The organism is Paracoccus sp. DMF (genome assembly GCF_004407025.1).
Classification (GTDB): domain Bacteria; phylum Pseudomonadota; class Alphaproteobacteria; order Rhodobacterales; family Rhodobacteraceae; genus Paracoccus; species Paracoccus aminovorans_B.
On sequence record NZ_SOKV02000046.1, the window covers coordinates 1 to 21,987 of the forward strand.

At 63.8% G+C, this 21,987-nt stretch carries 22 protein-coding genes and 1 pseudogene; 20 read left to right on the forward strand and 3 right to left on the reverse strand.

The genetic code is table 11. From position 1 onward, the window contains the following. The 3 genes from E3D03_RS17020 to E3D03_RS17030 form a co-directional block, all read left to right on the forward strand. A partial coding sequence (locus E3D03_RS17020) for a major capsid protein (RefSeq protein WP_263567935.1) occupies nucleotides 1–979 on the forward strand: 979 nt, incomplete at its 5' end. Beyond that, the gene (locus tag E3D03_RS17025) at nucleotides 979–1,293 is read left to right on the forward strand and encodes a hypothetical protein (RefSeq protein ID WP_263567936.1); all 315 of its coding nucleotides are present in this window, start codon (nucleotides 979–981) and stop codon (nucleotides 1,291–1,293) included. The genes E3D03_RS17020 and E3D03_RS17025, both read left to right, overlap by 1 nt. Continuing rightward, nucleotides 1,290–1,916, forward strand: a complete 627-nt coding sequence (locus E3D03_RS17030; protein ID WP_263567937.1) for a DUF6441 family protein — start codon at nucleotides 1,290–1,292, stop codon at nucleotides 1,914–1,916. Before E3D03_RS17025 ends, E3D03_RS17030 begins: the two co-directional genes overlap by 4 nt. 64 nt (nucleotides 1,917–1,980) lie before the next feature. Here the strand turns inward: E3D03_RS17030 and E3D03_RS17035 are convergent, their stop codons facing one another. After that, the gene (locus tag E3D03_RS17035) at nucleotides 1,981–2,706 is read right to left on the reverse strand and encodes a hypothetical protein (RefSeq protein WP_263567938.1); all 726 of its coding nucleotides are present in this window, start codon (nucleotides 2,704–2,706) and stop codon (nucleotides 1,981–1,983) included. Nucleotides 2,707–2,842: 136 nt separating this feature from the next. On the opposite strand from E3D03_RS17035, the gene E3D03_RS17040 reads away from it, so the two are divergent. After that, the gene (locus E3D03_RS17040) at nucleotides 2,843–3,262 is read left to right on the forward strand and encodes an acyl-CoA transferase (RefSeq protein ID WP_263567939.1); all 420 of its coding nucleotides are present in this window, start codon (nucleotides 2,843–2,845) and stop codon (nucleotides 3,260–3,262) included. A gap of 39 nt (nucleotides 3,263–3,301) precedes the next feature. On the opposite strand, the gene E3D03_RS17045 is transcribed toward E3D03_RS17040, so the two are convergent. Then, nucleotides 3,302–3,505 carry a hypothetical protein gene (locus E3D03_RS17045; protein ID WP_263567940.1) on the reverse strand — a complete coding sequence of 68 codons (204 nt, stop codon included), beginning with the start codon at nucleotides 3,503–3,505 and terminating at the stop codon, nucleotides 3,302–3,304. A 111-nt stretch (nucleotides 3,506–3,616) separates the two neighbouring features. Here E3D03_RS17045 and E3D03_RS17050 point away from each other — a divergent pair, with 111 nt between their 5' ends. From E3D03_RS17050 to E3D03_RS17105, 12 genes are all read left to right on the forward strand, one after another. Continuing rightward, nucleotides 3,617–4,555 carry a phage tail tube protein gene (locus E3D03_RS17050; protein ID WP_263567941.1) on the forward strand — a complete coding sequence of 313 codons (939 nt, stop codon included), beginning with the start codon at nucleotides 3,617–3,619 and terminating at the stop codon, nucleotides 4,553–4,555. 4 nt (nucleotides 4,556–4,559) lie between these two features. Further along, nucleotides 4,560–5,009 carry a hypothetical protein gene (locus tag E3D03_RS17055; RefSeq protein ID WP_263567942.1) on the forward strand — a complete coding sequence of 150 codons (450 nt, stop codon included), beginning with the start codon at nucleotides 4,560–4,562 and terminating at the stop codon, nucleotides 5,007–5,009. Between the two features lie 207 nt (nucleotides 5,010–5,216). Beyond that, complete coding sequence (locus E3D03_RS17060; RefSeq protein ID WP_263567943.1) at nucleotides 5,217–7,397, forward strand: phage tail tape measure C-terminal domain-containing protein; 2,181 nt, start codon at nucleotides 5,217–5,219, stop codon at nucleotides 7,395–7,397. Between the two features lie 28 nt (nucleotides 7,398–7,425). Next, nucleotides 7,426–8,052, forward strand: a complete 627-nt coding sequence (locus tag E3D03_RS17065) for a DUF2460 domain-containing protein (RefSeq protein WP_263567944.1) — start codon at nucleotides 7,426–7,428, stop codon at nucleotides 8,050–8,052. Then, complete coding sequence (locus E3D03_RS17070; RefSeq protein WP_263567945.1) at nucleotides 8,049–8,933, forward strand: DUF2163 domain-containing protein; 885 nt, start codon at nucleotides 8,049–8,051, stop codon at nucleotides 8,931–8,933. The genes E3D03_RS17065 and E3D03_RS17070 overlap by 4 nt, the downstream gene beginning before the upstream one ends. A gap of 5 nt (nucleotides 8,934–8,938) precedes the next feature. Next, nucleotides 8,939–9,376 carry an NlpC/P60 family protein gene (locus E3D03_RS17075; RefSeq protein WP_263567946.1) on the forward strand — a complete coding sequence of 146 codons (438 nt, stop codon included), beginning with the start codon at nucleotides 8,939–8,941 and terminating at the stop codon, nucleotides 9,374–9,376. A 9-nt stretch (nucleotides 9,377–9,385) separates the two neighbouring features. Beyond that, nucleotides 9,386–13,384, forward strand: a complete 3,999-nt coding sequence (locus E3D03_RS17080; RefSeq protein WP_263567947.1) for a glycoside hydrolase/phage tail family protein — start codon at nucleotides 9,386–9,388, stop codon at nucleotides 13,382–13,384. 20 nt (nucleotides 13,385–13,404) lie between these two features. Continuing rightward, on the forward strand, nucleotides 13,405–14,481 hold the full coding sequence (locus tag E3D03_RS17085) for a DUF2793 domain-containing protein (protein ID WP_263567948.1): 1,077 nt from the start codon (nucleotides 13,405–13,407) through the stop codon (nucleotides 14,479–14,481). After that, nucleotides 14,478–14,765 (forward strand): DUF6127 family protein, encoded by a 288-nt coding sequence (locus tag E3D03_RS17090; protein WP_260278226.1) that lies wholly within the window; start codon nucleotides 14,478–14,480, stop codon nucleotides 14,763–14,765. The genes E3D03_RS17085 and E3D03_RS17090 overlap by 4 nt, the downstream gene beginning before the upstream one ends. Nucleotides 14,766–14,860: 95 nt before the next feature. Next, nucleotides 14,861–15,535, forward strand: coding sequence for a YcbK family protein (locus tag E3D03_RS17095; protein ID WP_263567949.1), 675 nt, complete (start codon nucleotides 14,861–14,863; stop codon nucleotides 15,533–15,535). Next, nucleotides 15,535–15,786 (forward strand): hypothetical protein, encoded by a 252-nt coding sequence (locus E3D03_RS17100; RefSeq protein ID WP_263567950.1) that lies wholly within the window; start codon nucleotides 15,535–15,537, stop codon nucleotides 15,784–15,786. The genes E3D03_RS17095 and E3D03_RS17100 overlap by 1 nt, the downstream gene beginning before the upstream one ends. After that, the gene (locus E3D03_RS17105; protein WP_318013758.1) at nucleotides 15,740–15,946 is read left to right on the forward strand and encodes a hypothetical protein; all 207 of its coding nucleotides are present in this window, start codon (nucleotides 15,740–15,742) and stop codon (nucleotides 15,944–15,946) included. Before E3D03_RS17100 ends, E3D03_RS17105 begins: the two co-directional genes overlap by 47 nt. Before the next feature lie 9 nt (nucleotides 15,947–15,955). Here the strand turns inward: E3D03_RS17105 and E3D03_RS17110 are convergent, their stop codons facing one another. Beyond that, nucleotides 15,956–16,930, reverse strand: a complete 975-nt coding sequence (locus tag E3D03_RS17110; protein ID WP_263567951.1) for an SOS response-associated peptidase — start codon at nucleotides 16,928–16,930, stop codon at nucleotides 15,956–15,958. Nucleotides 16,931–17,213: 283 nt separating this feature from the next. Here E3D03_RS17110 and E3D03_RS17115 point away from each other — a divergent pair, with 283 nt between their 5' ends. From E3D03_RS17115 to E3D03_RS17130, 4 genes and pseudogenes are all read left to right on the forward strand, one after another. After that, on the forward strand, nucleotides 17,214–18,293 hold the full coding sequence (locus tag E3D03_RS17115) for a catalase family protein (RefSeq protein ID WP_263567952.1): 1,080 nt from the start codon (nucleotides 17,214–17,216) through the stop codon (nucleotides 18,291–18,293). 24 nt (nucleotides 18,294–18,317) lie between these two features. Further along, nucleotides 18,318–19,016 (forward strand): hypothetical protein, encoded by a 699-nt coding sequence (locus tag E3D03_RS17120; RefSeq protein WP_088234139.1) that lies wholly within the window; start codon nucleotides 18,318–18,320, stop codon nucleotides 19,014–19,016. Then, nucleotides 19,016–20,392, forward strand: coding sequence for a Dyp-type peroxidase (locus E3D03_RS17125; RefSeq protein ID WP_263567953.1), 1,377 nt, complete (start codon nucleotides 19,016–19,018; stop codon nucleotides 20,390–20,392). Before E3D03_RS17120 ends, E3D03_RS17125 begins: the two co-directional genes overlap by 1 nt. 562 nt (nucleotides 20,393–20,954) lie before the next feature. Continuing rightward, nucleotides 20,955–21,688, forward strand: a pseudogene (locus E3D03_RS17130) (helix-turn-helix domain-containing protein); the annotation flags it as partial. Between the last annotated feature and the right edge of the window lie 299 nt (nucleotides 21,689–21,987).

Genomic DNA, 21,987 nt, shown 5'->3' on the forward strand with positions numbered 1-21,987 from the left:
GGCCGAGATGACGCAGGCCATCAATATCCTGCCGAACCTCTACACCCGCCTCGGAGAACTGGGCCTCTTCCGCTTCGAAGGCGTGTCCCAGCGCAGCGTCATCATCGAACAGATCGAAGGCGTGCTGAACCTGCTGCCTTCGGTCGCCTTGGGCGGTCCTGCCACGGTCGGCTCGCGCGAAGGCCGCGCCATGCGCAGCTTCGCGCTGCCCTGGATCCCGCATGACGACGTGATCCTGCCCGCCGATATACAGGGTGTTCCGGCCATCGGTGCCGGCGACGAGGCCGATCCGCTGGTCGCGGTGATGACCCGCAAGCTGACGCTCATGCGCCGCAAGCATGCCCAGACCCGGGAATATATGGAGATGAACGCGCTGCGCGGCATCGTGAAGGATGGCGCGGGCACCACGCTCTACAACTATTTTACGGAATTCGGCATCGCCCAGATCAGCGTCGATTTCGTGCTGGGAACCGCTGGCACGAACGTCCAGGGCAAGGTCCGCGAGGTGCTGCGCGCCGTCGAGGACAATCTCCTGGGCGAAAGCATGTCTGGCGTCCATGCCCTGGTCAGTCGCGAATTCTTCGACAAGCTGATCTCGCACCCCAAAACCGAGGAGGCCTACAAGTTCTATGTCGCGACCGGGGCGCAGCCGCTGCGGCAGGACGTGCGCCGCAACTTTCCCTTCGCCGGCATCCTCTTCGAGGAATATGCGGGCGCGGTGACGCTCTCCACGAAAGCCAGCGAACGGTTGGTTCCGGCAAACGAAGGCATCGCCTTCCCGACCGGCACCATGGACACCTTCACCACCTATGGCGGTCCGGCGAACCTGCTGGAGACCGCCAATACCATCGGTCTGCCGCTCTATGCCCGTCAGCATCTCGACCCCAAGGGCCGCTGGATCGATCTGATGACCGAAGCCTCGATCCTGCCGGTCAACAAGCGGCCGCGTCTGGCGATCCGGCTGCACAGCTCGAACTGATGAACGCATTTGCCGCTGCCATGGACCGCATCTTCGGCCATCCCGATATGGGCATCTCCGCCGTCTGGATCGCGGGCGGCACGTCGGAGGAACGGCCGATCCGCCTGATCCGACGCGTGCCGGACCGGATCACCGAATTCGGATCGGCGCGCATCCTGTCGGAAACACTGACCGCCGATATCCGGGTCAGCGATCTCCCCGACCCCCGCCCCGGCGATCTGATCGTCATCGGCGCCGACAGCTTCGCCATCCAGGGCGAACCGATCCGCGACCGCGACCGGCTGATCTGGACCGTGGAACTGGTGCCAGCATGAAGCTGAAACTCGATATCGACCCAAATCTGGTCGCCATGATGCAGGCCGAGATCGATGCAGGCGAAAAGGCCGTGACCGGCGCCATGCTCGAGGCGGGCGCGGGCCTCAAGACCGCATGGCGCGGGCAGATCACCGGGGCCGGGCTGGGGCGCAGGCTGGCGAATTCGATCCGCAACGCCGCCTATCCGAAGGCGGGTGACAGTCTGAACGCCACCGCGCTGGTCTGGTCCAAGGCCCCGGTGATCGTCGGCGCCCACAATGCCGGGCCGCTGATCCGCTCCCGCGACGGCTTCTGGCTGGCCATCCCTACCGAGGCCGCCGGAAAATCCCTGCGCGGCGGGCGGATAACCCCCGGCGAGTGGGAGCGTCGGACCGGGCTGCCGTTGCGCTTCATCTATCGCAGGCACGGGCCGAGTCTGCTGGTTGCCGAGGGGCGGCTGAACACCAAGGGCCGCGCGGTGGCGTCACGTTCCAAAACCGGGCGCGGGCGCGCCACCGTGCCGATCTTCCTGTTGGTGCCGCAGGTCAGGCTGCCGAAGCGGCTGGATCTGGCAAAGGAGGCGGAACGGGCGGCGGATGCGGTGCCGGGGAAGATCGTGGGGAAGTGGGTGAAGGGGCGATGATTCCCGGTGAACCCTCTGAAGCGAAAGCAGGTCATTTTTCAAATCATTCGCAAAAACCACCAACCTAACTCCGCTTCAGTTGGACCCACCAGAGAGGCGAAATGAAAGGCAGAAAGTCCAAATCAGCTACGCATATCCTAACTCGATGGAAAATCGCGTTATCACAAATTTCCTTGTCGGCCTCCTTTACTATACTCACAGGATCGACACTCCTTCCGGCGCGCCTAATAACGAGTATTTTTTTTGAAATTAGTGAATTAGTTCCATCTCTTAGCGATGCCAAGCGCAAGGGGACAACAACATTAAATCCTTTAAAAATCAATACAATGAAAGCACGATATCCACCTGACGGCAGATTGGAAAAAGCCTTCCCCGCCCACTCAGCGACGCCTCTGATCAGTAGACATCTTCGACCCGGAGAATCTTTCCAGACCTCTCCGTCCGCCTCAAGTCCAAAAAAATTCTCAACATTTTTCGGCGCTCCTTGCGGAGGCCACACCACAGAACAATACCTACCGCCCTCTCTAAAAACTAAATGCGCGGACTCCAATTCAAGACCTTTACCAATCACGACATCCAGCGTCACCTTTAAGTGTGCATAGTAACGCAACTTATTCCTAGACGTATTTCTTTCGTCATCTAAAACAAAACCAAAAGAGTCACTCGAGTCGGGATGAATCTCCACTTCAAGTGATCTACGCTGAAAGAACCTCCAAATGAGTGCCGATCCGCTCAGGACAGCTGAAAGAGACGCAATGCCACGTATGTTGCTCAACAAAAAATCGATCATACGGCACCTCCATATCGACAGATCTTAGCTAGGGTATCACAACGGCCCCAAAAGCATGCTGATTTCGGAGGGAGCAACAGTCTAATTTCAATCATGCAAAGTTTCGTAGTCGCATCTGTTTGAGGTCGATCGTGATATGCCCACTCCACGCGAAACCCTCCTCCTCGCGCTGCACGCGCGGCTATCAACGCTGGCCGCCACCACCCTGCGCGGCGAGACCCTGCCCGAACGCACACCTCCTGACGGCCTGCTGATCCTGCGCGATGGCGAACCAGGCGAACCCGAGGTGACGCTGTCGCCGGTCGCCTACCACTATCAGCACCGTGCAGAGGTCGAGGCGGTTGTTCAGGGCGCCGACCGTGACGCCGCCTTTGACGCACTATGCGGCAGCATCGGCACCACCATCGCCGCCGATCGCACACTGGGCGGGCTCTGCGACTGGGTCGAGGCGGAAGCGCCCCGCCCCGTCGACCTGCCTGTCGAGGGCGCGGCCAGCCTCAAGGCAGCGGTGATCCCCGTCATCCTGCATTACACGACAGCAGATTCTCTGCTCTGACGGTAAGCCGAGGCAGCAATACCCCCTCCTGCACTGCGGCTACTCTCTCTGGTTCGGGTCGTCGCCCAGCAGCCAGAGGAGAAGGCAGGCCAAGATTGGGGAAAACAGGATGCTCAACAGCACCCACCCAAAGGCACTGCGACCACGTTTGGCCGCCATTCCCGCAGGCAGCAGAATGTAGAGCCAGAACACGAAGAACAGGGATGCCAGCAAAAACACGATGAGCAGTAAAGTATCAACCATGGATGGCATTCCCTCAAAGCAGGCCGGGACAAAGACACCCGTAAGAGCGCGACGTCAGAAATCCTCGATCCCAACCTAAATACCGATCTTCCAGACAAGGAGAAACTATCCATGGCACGAGCCCAGGGGGCGCGGGCGCAGATGGCGCTTGCGTTCGAGACCGTCTATGGCACGCCGCCTGCGGGCGGCTTCACGAAGATGCCGTTCGCCAGCACGACGCTCGGGGCGGAACAACCGCTCCTGAACTCCGAACTTCTGGGCTATGGCCGCGATCCGCTGGCGCCGATCAAGGATGCGGTGACGGCCGATGGCGATATCGTCGTGCCCATCGATGCCGAGGCGTTCGGCTTCTGGCTGAAGGCGGCGTTCGGCGACCCGGTCACCACGGGCACCGGCCCCTGGACGCATGAGTTTCGATCCGGCGCCTGGACGTTGCCGAGCGTCTCGATCGAGACCGGCATGCCTGAGGTGCCGCGCTATGCGATCTATTCCGGCTGCGTGCTGGACCAGCTGAGCTGGCAGATGCAGCGCTCCGGGCTGCTGACCGCAACGGCGCGGCTGGTCGCGCAGGGCGAGACGGTCGGGACAGTCAGCGGCACCGGCACACCAGCGCCCATCGATCTGAAGCGCTTCGGGCATTTCAACGGGGCGATCACCCGCAATGGCGCGGCGTTGGGCAATGTCGTCTCGGCCCAGATCACCTGTGCCAATAATCTCGACCGGATCGAGACCATCCGCGCCGATGGCCGCATCGATGGCGCAGATCCGTCCATTGCTGCCCTGACCGGGTCCATCGAGGTCCGGTTCTCGGACAGTATGCTGGTGACGCAGGCCATTGACGGCGATCCCTGCGAACTGGAATTTTCCTACGCCCTGCCATCGGGCGCGAGCTTCAGCTTCACCGTGCATGCCGTCTATCTGCCGCGCCCCCGGATCGAGATCTCCGGGCCTCAGGGCGTACAGGCCACATTCGACTGGCAGGCCGCGCGCGACAGTACGCGGGGCCGCATGTGCACCGCCACCCTGATCAACGACCGCGAGGAATATTGAACCCATGCTGACCTTGGACCTGAGTAACGAACCCCGCTGGCACGATCTGGCCCCCGGTGTCCGTGTGCAGCTGCGTTCGCTGACCACGGCGCTGATGGTCGCCACCCGCAGCGATCCGGATGTCGAGGCGGTCCCTGACGGGACCAGCGATGAGGAACGGGCGCTGATCTTCGCCAAGGCGCTGGCCCGGCGCGCGGTGCTGACCTGGGAAGGTGTCGGCGACGCCGATGGGAATGCCATCGCCCCGAGCCCGGAAGCCATCGACGCTCTGCTGGACATCTGGCCGATCTTCGAGGCGTTCCAGCTGGTCTATGTCTCCAAGGGGCTATTGCTGGAGCAGGAAAAAAACGTCTCCGCGCCCTCGCCGACTGGTCCTTCGGTGGGGGCGACAGCTACTGCGCGGCCTGCACGCAAAGCTGTGAAGACTGCCCGGGCCGCACAAACCAGCCGCTGACATTCGAGGGCTGGCAGGTCTGGGATCTGGTCGGGCGGCTTGGCGGCCAGCTGCGGGTGCTGCCGGGCGCAGTGATTGGCTGGGATATGAACGCCGCGCTGGGTCTGGCGGCGGCGCTGGGCATCCCGGCACCGGCGACGGCGGAACTCCTGCCCATCGTTGAGGCGGTGATGGTGCGGAAGATGAACGAACAGATGGAACGGTGAGATGGCAGAAAAACGCGTCAGCGTCCGCCTCGCGGCGGTGGGCGGACGGCAGGTGCGCGCCGAGCTGGAAGGTATCGGCGAGGTCGGATCGCGCGGCTTCGGCCGGCTTTCGCACGAGATGGAGGCCGCGAATGCGCGCATGGCCGGGTTCACGCGGAAGGTCGGTGTCGCGGCAGCCGCAGCGGTGGCCGCCGCAACAGCAGCAGGCATCGCGATGGTCAGGTCGGGGCTGCAAACAGTCGATGCGCAGGCCAAGCTCGCCCAATCGCTCGGCACCACGGTCGTCTCGATCCAGACGCTGGAGCGCGCGGGGGAACTGGCGGGCGTGTCGATGTCCGGCATCGAACAGGCGACCAAGGATCTGACGCGGCGGCTGAGCCAGGCGGCGGCGGGTGGCGGTCCGGCCGCCGATGCGCTGGAACGGCTGAGGCTGACAGCGGCTGATCTTCTGACTCTTCCCTTGGACCAGCGTGTCGGGGCAATCAATGCCGCCATTGCCGAGTTCGTGCCTGTTGCCGAACGCGCGGCTGTAGCCGGGCAGTTGTTCGGCGAAGAGGGCTCGATCGCCATCGCGCGCATCGACACCGCCACGCTGCGTCAAGCGACCGAGGATGTCCGGGCCTTTGGGGTGGTGGTCTCGGAACAGGATGCCGACCGGATCGAACGGACGAATGACGCCATCTCTCGGCTGGGTCTGGTCTGGCGCGGGCTCTCGAACCAGCTGGCGGTGGCGGCCGCGCCTGCGCTGGAAGCCGTGGCCGATGCCATGGCTGCGCTGGCCAGCCGCACCGGGCCGTTTGGGATGGCCATCGGCGGTCTGTTCGATCAGATCGGCAGGCTGTCGACCTATGCCGCCAGCTTCGCCGGTTTCATGGCCGGTCGCTGGGTCGCCGGGCTGGCGGCGGCGGCACTCTCCGTCCGGGGCCTCGCTACCGCACTGGTCGTGCTGCGCGGGGCGCTGATCCGCACCGGCATCGGTGCCCTGATCGTCGGTGCGGGCGAGTTGGTCTATCAGTTCACGAAGCTGGTCAAGGGCGCAGGCGGCTTTGGCAATGCCATGGCGCTGATGGGCGATGTGGCCAGGGCGGTCTGGGACGGCATCAAGACCACCGCCCTGTCCTTCGCCGACGATTTCCGGGCCATGCAATCGGAGATCGAGGCGATCTGGACCCGGCTGATGGCCTTTCTGGCCGGGAAATGGGCTGATTTTCTGGGGATGATCGCGCCGACCTTCAACAAGGTGGCCGAAGAGATCGGCTCCGACACGCGCATTGATGTCTTCGAAGCGCTGGGCCGGGCCTCGATGCTGGAGCATTCGGCCAGCAATTCTGCTCATATGGCGGGCCGCTATCGCGACCGGGCCAGTTCCAGCCGGGCCTCCGCCTTCGATGGCGTCGCACCGGCCATGGAGGCGCTGCGCGCGGCGATGTCGGGTGGGGATGATGCCGGTGGCGCGGCGCTGGAGGTGGCGACCGAAGCTGCGGGGCGCTACGAGGATGCGCTGGGCGGGATCGAAACCGCCGCCACCGGCGCGGGTGCCGCGGCGAAGGACGCCGGAGCCGCAGGCAAGGCGGCGGCCGAAGAGGCCAGGCCCGCAACCGAGGCCGCAGCCACCGGCTGGAAGGCGGTGACCGAGGCGCTGTCCGACTATGCGAAGAAAGCCAAGGATATCGGTGCCGATATCGGCCAGGCGCTGGTCGGGGCATTTCAAAGCGCCGAGAACGCGGTCGGAGAATTCGTAAAGACCGGCAAGCTCGATTTCCGAGACTTGGTCACCTCGCTGCTGGCCGATCTCTCGAAACTGGCGGCACGGCGTTTCCTGCTGGGCCCCATCGCCAATGCGCTTTCCGGCGCGCTGGGCGGCGCAGGCGGGATTTTTGCCAGCATCATGCATAGCGGCGGGATGGTCGGTGCCACAGGTGCTGGCCGCATGGTTCCTGCGCTGGCCTTTGCCGGGGCACAACGCATGCACTCGGGTGGCATGGTCGGTCTGCGCCACGACGAGGTGCCCGCGATCCTGCAGCGTGGGGAACGGGTGCTGTCGCGCCGCGAGGCACAGGATTACGGCAATGGCATCACCGTCAACATCAACGCCCGCGATGCCGAGAGTTTTCGGCAATCCCGCACCCAGATCGCCGCCGATATCGCCCGTGCCGTCTCGCTCGGGCGGCGCGGCCTCTGACACATCCACCACGAAAGGAACGCGCAATATGGCATTTCACGAGGTCCGGTTTCCGGACACTATCAGCCGCGGCGCGCGTGGCGGGCCGGAGCGGCGCACCCAGATCGTCGAACTGGCAAGCGGCGACGAGGAGCGCAACGCGAGCTGGGCCAACAGCCGACGGCGCTACGATGTCAGCTACGGCATCCGCCGCGGCGACGAACTGGCGGCAGTCGTCGACTTCTTCGAGGCGCGGAACGGCAGGCTTTACGGCTTCCGCTTCAAGGACTGGGCCGATCATCGGTCATGTCTGCCGTCGCAGGTCCCATCGTCGACCGATCAGCAGATCGGCACAGGCGATGGTGTCACGACCAATTTCCAGCTGGTCAAACGCTATGCCTCGGGCGGGCAGTCCTGGACCCGGGCGATCACCAAGCCGGTCGCGGGCACGGTCGAGATTGCCCTGAACGCAGTGACACAGTCCAGCGGGTGGTCGGTCGACCATAAATCCGGCCTTGTCAGCTTCGACAGCGCGCCCTCCGATGGCATCGCCATCAGTGCCGGCTTCGAATTCGACGTGCCGGTTCGTTTCGATAGCGACATCCTGGACGTGACGCTGGATATCGAGCGGCTGGGCTCCATCACCTCCATTCCCCTCTTGGAGATCCGGCGATGAAGACGCTCCCGCCCGCCCTACAGGCGCATCTCGACAGCGGCACCACCACCCTCGCCTGGTGCTGGCGCATCACCCGCGCCGATGGTGTCGCTTTCGGCTTCACTGACCATGACCGGATGTTATCGTTCGACGGCACCGAGTTCGAACCGGAAAGCGGGCTGACTGCCAGCGAGATCAGATCGGGCGCCGACCTTTCGGTCGATGCCCAGGATGCGGCAGGCGCGCTGCGCTCCGACCGGATCACCGAGGCCGATATTCTGGACGGGCGCTGGGACAATGCCGGGGTGGAGCTCTGGCGGGTCAACTGGGTCAACCCAGCACAGCGCGTGCTGATGCGGCGCGGCGCCATCGGCCAGATCAGGCGTGGGCGGCATGCTTTCGTGGCCGAGATCCGCTCGATGTCGCATCTCCTCGGCCAGACCGTCGGACGGAGTTTTCAGGCGAGCTGCGATGCCGCGCTGGGCGATGCCCGCTGCGGCGTCGATCTGGAGGATCCGGCGTTTCGCGGCACTGGCACCGTCATCGACAGCATTCGCGACCGGGCTTTCACTGCCTCCGGCCTCGGCGGCTTCGCGCCCGGCTGGTTCCGCTTCGGAACGCTCACCTGGACCAATGGCCCCAATGCCGGTCGCCGCGCGGAGGTGCTGGCCCATGACCGCAGCGACGGGATTGCGGCACTGACGCTCCTGGAAGCACCGATCCGAACCATTGGTGCGGGCGATGGCTTCATCATCCATGCCGGCTGCGACAAGCGCATCGCCACCTGCGGCGCCAAATTCGGGAATGTGGTGAACTTCCGGGGCTTTCCGCACATCCCCGGGCAGGACACGATCCTGCGCTATGCCTCATCGGACGGTGGCCATGACGGGGGCGTGCTGTGACCCGGATGCAGACTGCCACCCACCCGGACCGCGTCATTGCCTCCGCGCGCGGCTGGCTGGGCACGCCCTATCACGATCAGGCCAGTTTGCAGGGCGCCGGATGCGACTGCCTTGGGTTGGCGCGCGGCGTCTGGCGCGAGGTCGTGGGCGACGAGCCTTTCCCGATCCCGGCCTATAGTCGCGACTGGGGCGAGACGGGGTGCCGCGAGGTGCTGGCCGAAGGCGCGCGGCGGATGATGATCGAGATCGATCCGCGCAACGTCATACCCGGTGCCCTTGTCCTGTTCCGCATGCGGCCCGGCGCCATCGCAAAACATGTCGGCATTCTGACCGCGCCTGACCGCTTCATCCACGCCTATGAACGGCTGGGGGTCATCGAAGAAGCCCTGACACAAGGCTGGCGCCGCCGCATCGCCTTCGCTTTCCTCTTCCCCAGCATCTGAGTTTTTTCCATGGCAACATTGGTATTGGCCTCGGTCGGCGCCACGATTGGCGGCGGCTTTGGAGGCGCAATCCTCGGATTTTCCGGCGCCGCCATCGGCGGCATGATCGGATCGACCATCGGCGCGGCCGTCGACAGCTGGATCGTCTCCTCGCTCGCCCCGCCCCAGCGTATCGAAGGGGCGCGGCTCGACAATCTGCGCATCACCGCCTCGACCGAGGGCGCGGTCATTCCGCGCATCTTCGGCCGCATGCGCATGGGCGGCAATATCGTCTGGGCCACGGATTTTCGCGAGGAGACCCGGACCAGCCGGCAGGGCGGCGGCAAGGGCGGCGGGCCCAAGGTCGAGACCACGGAATATCTCTATTATGCGTCCTTTGCCGTCGCGCTCGCCGAGGGCGAGATCACCGGCATTGGGCGGATCTGGGCCGACGGCAAACCGCTCGACACGACCGGCATCACCTGGCGCTGGTATCCGGGATCAGAGACGCAGGAGCCGGACCCCTTCATCGCTGCCACCATGGGTGCGGACGCGACGCCTGCATATCGCGGCACCGCCTACGTCGTCTTCGAGGATCTGCCGCTGAACGATTACGGCAATCGCCTGCCGCAGCTGAGCTTCGAAGTGTTCCGCCCCCTCGCCGATCCGGACACGGCCGAGGGACTGACCCGTGCCGTCACCCTGATCCCGGCCTCGGGCGAGTTCACCTATTCGACCGAGCCGGTGCGCAAGACCACGGGCGCCAAAACCCATGTCTTGGGCCACAGGACCGGCGGCACGAACTCTACCGAGAACCTGAACGCGACGCCCGGCAGTCCGGACATGATCGTGGCGCTGGACCGGCTGCAGGCGATGGCCCCAAAAGTCGAAAGCGTCAGTCTGGTCGTCGCCTGGTTCGGGAACGATCTGCGCTGTGGTCATTGCACCATCCGGCCCGGCGTCGAGGTGGCCGAGAAAGCGAGTGCGCCGCGCCTCTGGTCGGTCAGCGGCATCGCGCGCGATCAGGCGCACCTGGTCAGCCATGATGCTGAAGACCGCCCGGACTATGGCGGCACGCCGGCGGATTTCGCGGTGGTGCAGGCGATCCGGGAGATGACGGCACGCGGGCTGCGCGTCACTTTCTATCCGTTCATCCTGATGGATGTGCCGCCGGGCAACACCCTGCCGGATCCCTATTCGGACCATGCCGCCAGCACAGGCCAGCCCGCCTTTCCATGGCGCGGGCGGATCACCTGTTCGCCTGCTGTTGGTCAGGCGGGCAGCGTCGACAAGACAGCTGCGGTCGCAGATCAGGTTGCGGCCTTCTTTGGTAGCGCCGCCCCTTCGGATTTCACCATATCGGACGAAGAAGTCCGCTGGATCGGCGATCCGGGCGATGATGGTCTCCGACGCATGGTGCTGCATTATGCCCATCTCTGCGCGGCGGCGGGCGGGGTCGATGCCTTCCTGATCGGCTCGGAGATGCGCGGACTGACCACGATCCGATCCAGCGGGAACAGTTATCCGGCCGTCGCCGCCTTCCGCACGCTGGCCGCCGATGTACGCGCCATTCTCAGGCCGGGCACGAAGATCAGCTATGCCGCCGACTGGTCGGAATATTTCGGGCATCAGCCAAACGATGGCAGCGGCGATGTGTGCTTCCACCTCGATCCGCTCTGGGCGGACCAGAACGTCGATTTCATCGGCATCGACAATTACCTGCCGCTCTCCGACTGGCGCGACGGGTTCGATCATCTGGACGCCCGAGACGGTTGGCCCGCCATTCATGACCGCGCCTATCTGCAATCCAGCATCGCGGGCGGCGAAGGGTTCGACTGGTTCTATGCCACGGAGGCGGATCGTGCCGCGCAGATCCGCACGCCGATCACGGATGGTGCGCACGGCAAACCATGGGTCTTTCGCCCCAAAGACCTGCGCTCATGGTGGTCGAACCGGCACTATGATCGGCCCGGCGGCGTGGAATCCGCAACATCGACGCCATGGGTGCCCGGGTCAAAGCCGATCCGCTTCACGGAACTGGGCTGCCCGGCCATCGACCGGGGCACCAACCAGCCGAATGTCTTCTATGACCCGAAGTCATCCGAAAGCTTCGTGCCGTATTTCTCGCGCGGCTGGCGCGACGATGCCATCCAGCGCGCCTATCTCGAGGCGTCTTATATCTTCTGGGGCAAAACCGCGAACAATCCGGTCTCGGCGGTCACCGGCCAGTGCATGGTCGAGGTTACCGATTGCGCCGCCTGGACATGGGATGCCCGGCCCTATCCGTTCTTTCCGGCGCTGGGCGATGTCTGGACAGATGGCGCCAACTGGCGGCTGGGCCATTGGCTGACCGGACGGCTGGGCGCAGTCTCGCTCGCTGCACTTATCCGCCATCTTTGCCTCCGCGCCGGGCTGCCGGAAGCCCGGATCGATGTCTCCTGCCTCTGGGGCGCCGCCGAGGGCTATGCCATCACCGCTCTGGAAAGCCCGCGCGCCTCCATCACCACGCTGGCGCGGCATTTCGGCTTCGATGCCGTCGAGAGCGAAGGCGTCATCCGGTTTGTCATGCGCGGCCGGGCACCGGTTGCCACCATCGCCCATGACGATCTGGTCGCGGGCAATGCGGATGGCGAGGCGATCGAGCTGACCCGAGCGCAGGAGACCGAACTGCCGCAGGCACTGAAGTGGCAGGTGGCGCGGGCCGATGAGGATTACGATGCCGCGATTGTCGAGGCGTCCCGCATCACCGTGGACACCAGCCGCATCGCGTCCGAGAGTTTTCCAATGGCGGTGCCGCCGGAAGAGGCCGAACGCCGCTGCCGCCGGGCGCTTCAGGAAGCCTGGGCGGGCCGGGAAAGCACCGTGTTTCGCTTGCCGCCCTCACGACTGGCACTGGACCCGGCCGATGTCATCGCGCTGGATCACGACGGCCGCCAACAGCAGTTCCGCCTGACGGCCATTGCCGATGCCGAAGCGCGCGGCATCGAGGCTGTGCGGCAGGACCGCGAGGCCTATGATCTGCCGCCCGGCGCCGAACGCCCGGCCATCCTGCCCCGCGCGGTGACATTCGGGCCGCCGGAAGTCATCCTGCTCGATCTGCCACAGTTGCGGGACGACGTTCCCGCGCATCAGCCGCTGATCGCCGCCACCGCAAAACCATGGCCCGGCGCGCTGGCGGTCTATCGCAGCCCCGGCGCTGACGGGTTCGAACTGCTGACCACGGTGCGCCGCCGGGCGAACATGGGTCGTCTAGCCTCGGACCTCTGGCCTGGTCCCAATTCGCGCTTCGATATGGGCAATGTCCTGATCCTTGATCTCGCCAGCGGCCAGCTGGACAGCGTCAGCGATCTGGCGCTGTTCGGTGGGGCGAATGCAATGGCAATCGAAACGGCACCGGAGCGCTGGGAGATCGTGCAGGCGGGCCATGCCGAGCTGATTGCACCCGGACGATACCGCCTGACCCGGCTGTTGCGCGGCCAGCGCGGCACCGAGCAGTCCATGGGCAATCCGACCCCGGCCGGGGCGCGGGTGGTGCTGCTGAACGAGGCGCTGACCCCGCTGCCGATCCCGGATGCCGATCTCGGTATTCCCTTCAACTGGCGCATCGGTCCCGCCCGCCATCCGGTCCGCAGCGACACCTTCACTGCGATCAGTTTCACACCCGAAGGCGCTGGGCTGCGGCCGTTTGCGCCGGTTCATGTCACCCAGCCATGGCGGCGCCCGCGTGTGCCGGGCGATCTGGTGATCCGCTGGACGCGGCGGTCTCGTGATCTCGCCGCCGGTAGCTGGCAGGGCATGGAGGTGCCACTGGCGGAGGAACGCGAGGACTGGCTGGTTGAGATCATCGATGGGGTCTCGGTCCGGCGCAGTCTTGAGGCCAGCACCACGTCTGTCACCTATCGCAGCGCGGATCAGGTGGCGGATTTCGGGGCTCTGCTGGGTCCGGGTGACAGCCTGACGATTCGCATCTGTCAGCTCTCTGCCCGTATCGGGCGCGGCACGGCACGAACCACAACCCTCTATCTCTGATCCTGAAGAAAAACATCCGCATGTCCGACAGCACCACCAACCTGCTGCTGCCATATCTGATGGCGGCACAGGCGCAGAAACACGTCACCCATAACGAGGCCCTGCGCCTGCTCGACGGGCTTGTCCAGCTCTCGGTCAAAAGCAGGAGGCTGACCGCGCCACCGGCAGACCCATCTGACGGTGATCGCTACATCGTCGCCTCTGGCGCGACCGGCGGCTGGGCGGGCTGGAATCTGAATGTTGCGCTCTGGACCGATGGCGCCTGGCTGCGCCTGCCGCCGCGCGCGGGCTGGCGGGCATGGGTCGAGGATGAGGCAGTTCTGCTGGTCCGGAACGGTGCCGATTGGCAACCGGTGATCCCCACCGGCCTCGACGATCTGACCCGCCTTGGCATCGGCATGGCGGCCAGCGCGGGCGCACCATTCTCGGCCAAGCTGAACAGCGCGCTCTGGACCGCGCTCTATGCGGCCGATGGCGGCAGCGGCGACCTGACCCAGACGCTGAACCGGGAAACGGCCGGTGACGACGCCGGGCTGATCCTGCAGACCGGGTTTTCCACCCGGGCCCTGATCGGGATGTTCGGGTCGGACCGGCTGCGCATTGCCGTCTCGCCCGATGGAACCAGTTTCCGCGACGCGCTGGGCGTCGATACGGCGACGGGCATCGTGGACCAACCGAACCTGCCGCGCTTCAAGGCTTATACGAATTATGACAATTACGTCGCCACCGACAGCTGGACCACACTCGGCATCAACGTGGCCGAATATAATGATCAGGGCTGCTTTGACGCGGCCACCAACCGTTTCGTGGCGCCGGTCGCGGGGACGTACCTCTTCGGCGCATCGCTCCTCTACAAGATCAATGCCAATACCAGCGCCCGGATGCGCGGGCGGCTGGTGCTGAACGGATCCACGGAAATCCGGGGATCTCTGGGCGAGATCTCCGGGGCACATGTCTCCGAGGCCACGGCGCTCTGGCTGCAGACAATGACCACCCTCGACGCAGGCGACACGGTCACGCTGCAGGGCAGCTTTCGCGCGTTCGATGGATATTTCGCAGCCGACCACACCACATTCTGGGGAGCGAAGATCGGATGACACCCAAACGTCTCGACGACATGCTGCAGATGAGCGAGAGCGAATTCGAGGAACTGCTGGCGCGCGCCGCGCAGGAAGGCGCGCGCCGCGCCCTTGTCGATGCCGGTCTCGACGGCAGGGAAGCCGCCCTCGACATCCGCGATCTGCGCGCGCTCCTGGAGGGCATCCGCCTGATGCGCCGCACCGCCGCCCAGACCATCATCCGCATGCTGACCGCAGGGCTGATCCTGACCCTGCTGGCCGGGATCGCCCTGAAGCTGAAACTCTTCGGCGACGGCGGCTGATCCGCTGGACGGCAATCGCCGCCGCACCCCTCGCAGACCCATTCACACCACGGCCCGCCAATCCGGCGGGCCTTCTCTTTATCCGGAGGATCCCCATGACCACCCGTTTCTACCGCCATTGGCGCGACGTGCCACTGGACACTTGGCGCTGGCCGAACTTCTCGCCCGCCGAAATCGCCTGCCGGGGCACCGGCGCGATCCTGATCCATGAAGAAGCCCTCGACCGGCTGCATGCCCTGCGCACGCGGCTCGGCAAGCCGCTGATCGTGAACTCCGCCTATCGCAGCCCCGAGCACAACGCCCGGGTGCGCGGTGCCAAATTTTCAAAGCATCTGCAAGGCACCGCCTTCGACATCTCCATGGCCAACCACGATCCGGCCAGGTTCGAAAAGGCCGCCCGGGCGGAAGGGTTTCTGGGCTTCGGCAGCTATCCGCGCTCGGGCTTCATGCATATCGATCTTGGCCCGGCCCGGCGCTGGGGCGATCCCTTCCCAGCCCGTGCCATTCCCTTCGCAGCGGATCAGCCGCCCGCGCGGGAACGTCTGGCCGACAGCCGGACCATGAAGGGCAGTGGTGCCGCCGGGATCGCCACCGTTGGCGCGGCAGGGATCGAGATCGCCCAGGACACGCTCAGCGATGCGCAATCGGCGATGCAGCCGCTGATCCCTTATCTCGACACATTACGCTGGGCCTTCATCGCCCTGGCGCTGGCCGGGATCGGGCTCACCGTCTGGGCCCGGCTGGATGACTGGAACAGGGGGCGGCGGTGATGGGCGCCCTGTCCGCGCTGCTGGCGTCGCGCTGGGCGCGGCGTCTGGCCATTGGGATCGCGCTGATCGGCGCGGTCCTTCTCCTCCTCCTCAACCTGCGGCGGGCCGGTGAAACCGCCGGTCGCCATGCCGAGCGTCTGAAACAGATGGAGCGCCAGAATGACATCCAACGCCGCATGCTGGAAGCATCCAGCAACCGCCCTCGTGATCGCGACGATCTCGCTGACCGCCTGCGCGACGGACGGTTCTGATCTGGGCGGCGCGGTCTGTCCGCCGGTCGTCGCTTACGATCAGGTGGTGCGAGACCGGGCAGCGGTTGAGTTGGAGACGCTGCCCGAGGATGCCGCGCTGATCGGGATGATGGCGGATTATGCGGTCATGCGGGCGCAGGCACGGGCCTGTATAGAATGACAGACGGTGTCAGGACGCCTCGGCCGGGGCATCCACCAGCGCCAATGCGCCGTCCGGCAGAGGGCGTTGCAGCTTGCTGGCGATTTCGATCGGGGCCGAAAGCCAGCTCTCCCAATCTCGGGGATCGGTCAGAATGACCGGCATGGCTTTCGGATGCACCGACTTCACCTCGGCATTGGGCGCACAGGTCAGAAAAGCATAGAGATCGTCGATGGTTTCGCCATCCTTCACCTTGCGGACCGACGTCCAGCCCCGGACCTCGATCCCGGCGAAGAACATCGGCGTCTCTGCTTCGGCAGGGGCAAACCACTGATTGCCGCCCTTGATCGGTTCGGCAAAGGCCGTGACCGGCACCAGGCAGCGATGTGCGGGCCCGAGCCAGCGCCGCCAGTGCGGCGAGGTCAGGTTGCGGACATTGGTGACGCCCGGATCCCGCTGGGTCTTCAGAACCGAGGGCGGCGATGGCATCCCCCACCGCGCCTTCACCAATTCCAGCGCACCGCCATCATGGCGGATGATCGGTGCCATCTGATCGGGATAGACCTTGCCCGGTGCGACATTGCCCGCGCGGTCGGTCATGCTCAGACCCTTGAAAAGCTGGCGCATCGCCTCCTGCGTGGTGGTCTGATTATAAAGGTTGCACACGGTATCGTCGTCCTCGAAACGGCCAAAGGGCAGATAGGGTGAACTGTAGCCCGGCAGACATGTTCCGTCAGCCAGTTCCAGGTCCGGAAAGGCGGTCAGGCAGGCGCTGGCCGCATCCGGCTCACGGAAGTAAAGCGCGATCCGGTCCCGCGTGCCGCCGCGCCCACCGCCATGCCAGGCATAGTTGCCTCGGCCGATCCGCGTCGCCAGCCACTCATGCAGCGCGTCGGACCGTCGGCCAAAGCCCATCTCCGGCACGCAAATCAGCACCCGGACCGGGAAGGCCGAATCGTCTATTTTGGCTTGAGGTGTGCTGCGGCGAGTCATGATGAAGAACAAATGCAGAACATGCGGCCTGATTCAAGATCAGATCACAATACTCTGACGAAACCGGGAACACCCCCAGCAACGGGTATGCCAAAGTGCCGTATGCAAGATCATGCGCATCATAGGCTTACTTTTCCTACCTACCGGCTCCACGGGCAGGCAAATCAGGATTGATGCCGCGAGGTCATGCATTTTCACGGCAACCGCAGCCGCCGGCAGTGTGTTTAGACTGCACAACGGGTGACTTTACCCCAGCCTTGAGGCGATCTGCCCGGCGAGAAAGAAAGAGGCCCCTATGCCGCCGATCCGATATAGCGATGAAATCGAGACCCTTCAGCCTGACGAGCCTAAGCTGGTTGAGGAAATCGTCACGCAAATGCGTGCGACACAGGCGGAAAATGCCGAGCGGCATCGACACGCGCATCGCGACGCTCACGCCAAAAGCCACGCGATCCTGAAGGGTCGGATGAGGGTTCATGACGACTTAGCGCCTGAGCTTTCGCAGGGCATCTTTTTTCCGGGCGCTGAATATGAGGTTGTTGCACGGCTGTCCTCTGCCCCCGGCGACATCCACAGCGACGAAATACCAGCACCGCGCGGGTTTGCGCTGAAGGTGATCGGGGTTCGGGGTGAAAGGCTGACGCCTGCGCTTGGCGGTGCCAATCAGGATTTCCTGATGGTGAATTTCCCGGTTCTGGCGTTCGGGACGGTGCAGAAATACAAGAAGATGCTGGCGCTTCTGGAAAAGAACGCGAACGCGCCCGACGCCCTTCAAAAGCTGGTCGCCGCCGCCGCCCGTGGCGCGGAGGATATGGTTGAGGCACTGGGCGGCAAGCCCGGCGCGACCCTTCTTGGTCTGGCCCGCGACAACGCGAACATTCTGGGTGAAACCTTCCACACGCAGGCCGCACTTCGCTATGGCGACCATGTTGCCAAACTGTCCATTGCGCCGGAAGGTGGCGTGGTCGATCTCACCGACGCCAAAGTCGAAAGCGGTTTTTCAGCTATGCGCGATGCGGTCGGTGCATATCTGGCCGAAAACGATGCAACCTATACGCTTCGGGCGCAACTTTGCACCAACCTCGAACAGATGCCGGTCGAGGATGCGGCGGTCGAATGGGATGCAGATGCCTCGCCCCACCGCCCCGTTGCCAGCCTGCATTTCCCGGCGCAGGATGCATATTCCCCCGCGCGGCAGGTTCACGGTGACGACCATCTCGCCTTCAATCCGTGGAACGGCGTGGCGGCCCATCGACCGCTCGGCTCTATCATGCGGGTGCGCAAGGCGGCCTATGAATCCTCGTCCGAGCAGCGACACCGGCTGAACAATCTGCCCCGGCAAGAGCCGCGGGCACTGACCGATGTCCCCGATTGATGAACGCTCAAACAGGAGCATGTGATGAGTAAAAAGACCACTGATCCCCGCCTCGACGACGAAACACGCCTTCAGGAATTTCGCCGTGTCGCCAAGGAAGTCGCAGCCGATGCGCCGCAACTGGCGAAGATCGCCATCGAAGGTTTGATCCGCGACCATAACAAGTTGTTCGACGGAAGCTCGCAATCCGCTGGCCGCGCGGGCCGCCAATCCGGCAATGTATCGGAACTGACCGCCATCGCCAAGGTCAAACCCGGAGGCGCCGCCCGGCTGCGGCGGATCTTTGATCTGACCGGCGGTAATTTCGATGGCGCGCAGCGCGTTTCGACGCTGCATGACATGCGTTTCGTGTTCTTCGATGATGATACGCGGATCATCTTCGCCACCACATATGACGGCGATTGGGACACCTATATCAATGATTTCGGAACCAAGATTCCCGGCCTGATGGATCTGCTGTTCGCCAATATCGAAGGCTGGCCCGGCATCGATAGTCCCGAGGTCAAGGACTTCATTGCCGGTCATCAGATCGACGCGGCTGGCTGGTTCGTGGCGAACCCTCAGGTCACGGTCGTGGATGTACGCCGGATGCAGCGAATGGAAGCTGCGCTGAACGATTTCATGGACAAGATGTCCAAGAATGACGCGATGGACGATACAACGCGCGACGCACTGTCCAAGCTTTCCGATGCCGTCTCGGTCCCCGAGGGGGTGGATTACTGATGTCTTTCCTCAGCAATCTGCGCAAGCGCTTCGACAGCAAACGGGTCACGCTTCAACTTGACGATATACAGGGACTTATCCTGCGCTCCCGTCCAGAGCCCTATGTCGGCATTCACGCCATGCTTCATGTCGATGACGCAGCGGGCGGACGCGACCTGATCGGGCGGCTGGCCGGACATGTGCCGTCAGCCGAGGGCTGGACCGAAGATATGCCAGCATGGATGGGGGTGGCACTTAGCCATGCCGGGTTGAAGGCGCTTGGTCTGCCGGATGACTCGCTGAAATCCTTTCCTCTGGCATTCCAGCAGGGCATGGCCGCCCGCGCCGCCCAGCTTCGGGATGAGGGCGAGAATGAGCCCGAGACCTGGGAAGAGGCTTATCAGAATGAGAGCTGCCACATCGCACTGTCGATCTTCGCGCAGAGCGACGCTGAACTTCAGCGCGTAAAAGCCAATGCTATGGCCGAACTGGAACAGGCCACCGGCGTGAGACTGATGGGCACGCATGAGTTCGGCGCGGATAAGGAGGCGAAAAACCCCTTCGGTTATCGCGACAGCATTTCGCAACCCACCGTCGCAGGCGCAGGGGTCGAGCCAAATCCCGGCGATGAACGTGCCATCGCCGCTGGCGAATTCATTCTGGGCGAGGACAGCGAAGCCGGAAGCCCCGTAGCGATGCCCTCTCCCGACGTACTGGGCCGGAACGGATCTTTCGTGGTGTTGCGAAAGTATGAAAGCCGCGTCGGGGCTTTCAACGACTTCCTGCGCGAACACGGCAGCGATGAAGAGGCTCAGGATCGGCTGGGTGCGAAGATGTTTGGCCGCTGGCGCTCTGGCGCGCCGTTGAACATGTCGCCCGATCAGGATGACGAAGCCCTGGGAGCCGATCGAGACAAAAACAACGATTTCGATTACTCGGACGATGCCAAGGGTCTGATCTGCCCGCATTCCGCGCATATGCGGCGCATGAACCCACGCGGCAGCAAGCTGACCATTCTGACAGACCAGAACATTCATCGGATCATCCGCCGTTCTTCGACCTTCGGCCCGAAATGGAGCCGCGACATGACTGCCGGTGACGATACGGGTGATCGCGGGCTGTTCTTCATCTTTATCAGTGCGCGCGCCTTTGACACGATCGAGTTCCTTCAGCAGGAATGGATCAATCGCGGAAACTTTCTGGATCTGGGTGAGGAGCGCGACCCGATCGTCGGGCTGCATCAGGAACCTGGGCAGTTTACGATCCCCGACCAACCCGTCCGAAAACGGGTCGACGGTGTCACCACCTTCAACCGCCTGCGCGGAGGTGAGTATATGTTCATGCCGTCGATCTCCGCACTTAAATGGATCGGCGAAGGCGGCTGGCTTCGTGGTTGAGTCAACAGGCGGGCGCTGCAGGCTTTGGAATAAGCTTGCGTATGGAAACATCCGCAAGCTCGGTCAGGCTTAACTTTCGTAAGCGTTGCATCTGAACCCGTGTTTACCCTCTAAACCCGACCTCTTCTCGTCCGCTAATCTGCCTCCGAAAGATGATCGGAGGCGACTATGGCGGAACGTGAAGTCTGGGAGTTCAAGATCCGGACCTCCCCGTCGGGCAAAAGGATTTGGCCGAGCGAGCTCAAACGCGAGGCGACCAGGCGCCTTCGGTAAGATGGCATGTCACCTGGAGATGTTGCAGCCGAGCTGGATGCCCATGAATGCCTGGTTAGAAAGTGGTGGGTCGCTGAACGTCGGGAGCGCGGCGAACAGATTTCGGTCGATGGTCCAGCCTTCGCGCAGGTATCAATCGAACCGACTGTCGCTCCGACCGCGCCCCAAACGAGCCCTGCAGGTAATGGCTCAGCAGGCTCTGCTTGTCCCCCGTCAGCGGCTATGGCACAGATTTGAGGTTGTGATTTAAGGAGGATTTGGGCTTCGTCGCAGTGACGAAGGAACGAAGATGAAGCCCAAATCCTCCAATTCAAAATCGCCGACCAAGCCCCCTGCAGAGCGGGTGGTCAAGGACATCCGGCGTCAGACCCGCCGCCACTTCTCGGCCGAAGACAAGATCCGCATCGTGCTTGAAGGTCTTCGCGGTGACGACAGTATCGCCGAGTTGTGCCGCAAAGAGGGCATAGCGCAGAGTCTGTACTACAGCTGGTCCAAGGAGTTCATGGAGTGAGGCGTGAGCCGCCAGTGGTTCAAGGCCACGCTGAACGGCAAGCGCCGCCTGGCGGGCGACACTGCCCGTGCCGCGACCACCGGCGAGGTGCAGGACCTGCGTCGCGAAGCCCGCGTGCTGAAGGAATGCGTGGCCGATCTGACGCTGGAAAACCGCTTGCTTAAAAAAAGCATGATCGCGGATGGGGGCGACGACGAATGAGGTATCCCGCATCCGAGAAGCTCGAGATCATCCGGATCGTCGAGCAGTCGCACCTGCCGGCCAGGCGGACGCTGGACCAGCTCGGCATTGCCCGCCGGACCTTCTACCGCTGGTATGACCGCTACCGGGAAGGCGGGCCGGAAGCGCTGGAGGATCGCCCTTCGGCGCCGAACCGGGTGTGGAACCGCATCGGCGAGGACATCCAGGAGCAGATCGTCGAGATGGCGTTGGAGGCTACCGACCTCAGCCCACGCGAACTGGCCGTGCGCTTCACCGACGAGAAACACTACTTCGTGTCGGAAGCCACGATCGATAGCGGACACTTTCAAACCATTCTGTAACGCGTCAGAGCGGGCAAACCGGACGGATACGCTAAGTGAGCAACCTGACCCGGGAGATTTCGATGATGATCGCCAAGGCTCATTGTTCTGACGGCCGTTTTGGCCAGCCGTCTCTTCAAACGTTGATGTGGCGTTGATGTAGATGGGCGATGGGGATGCCAGACTGTTTCAGTCGGCATCCAAGCGTTTGATCTTAGGTGATTTTTTGGTTGCGGGGGTTGGATTTGAACCAACGACCTTCAGGTTATGAGCCTGACGAGCTACCGGGC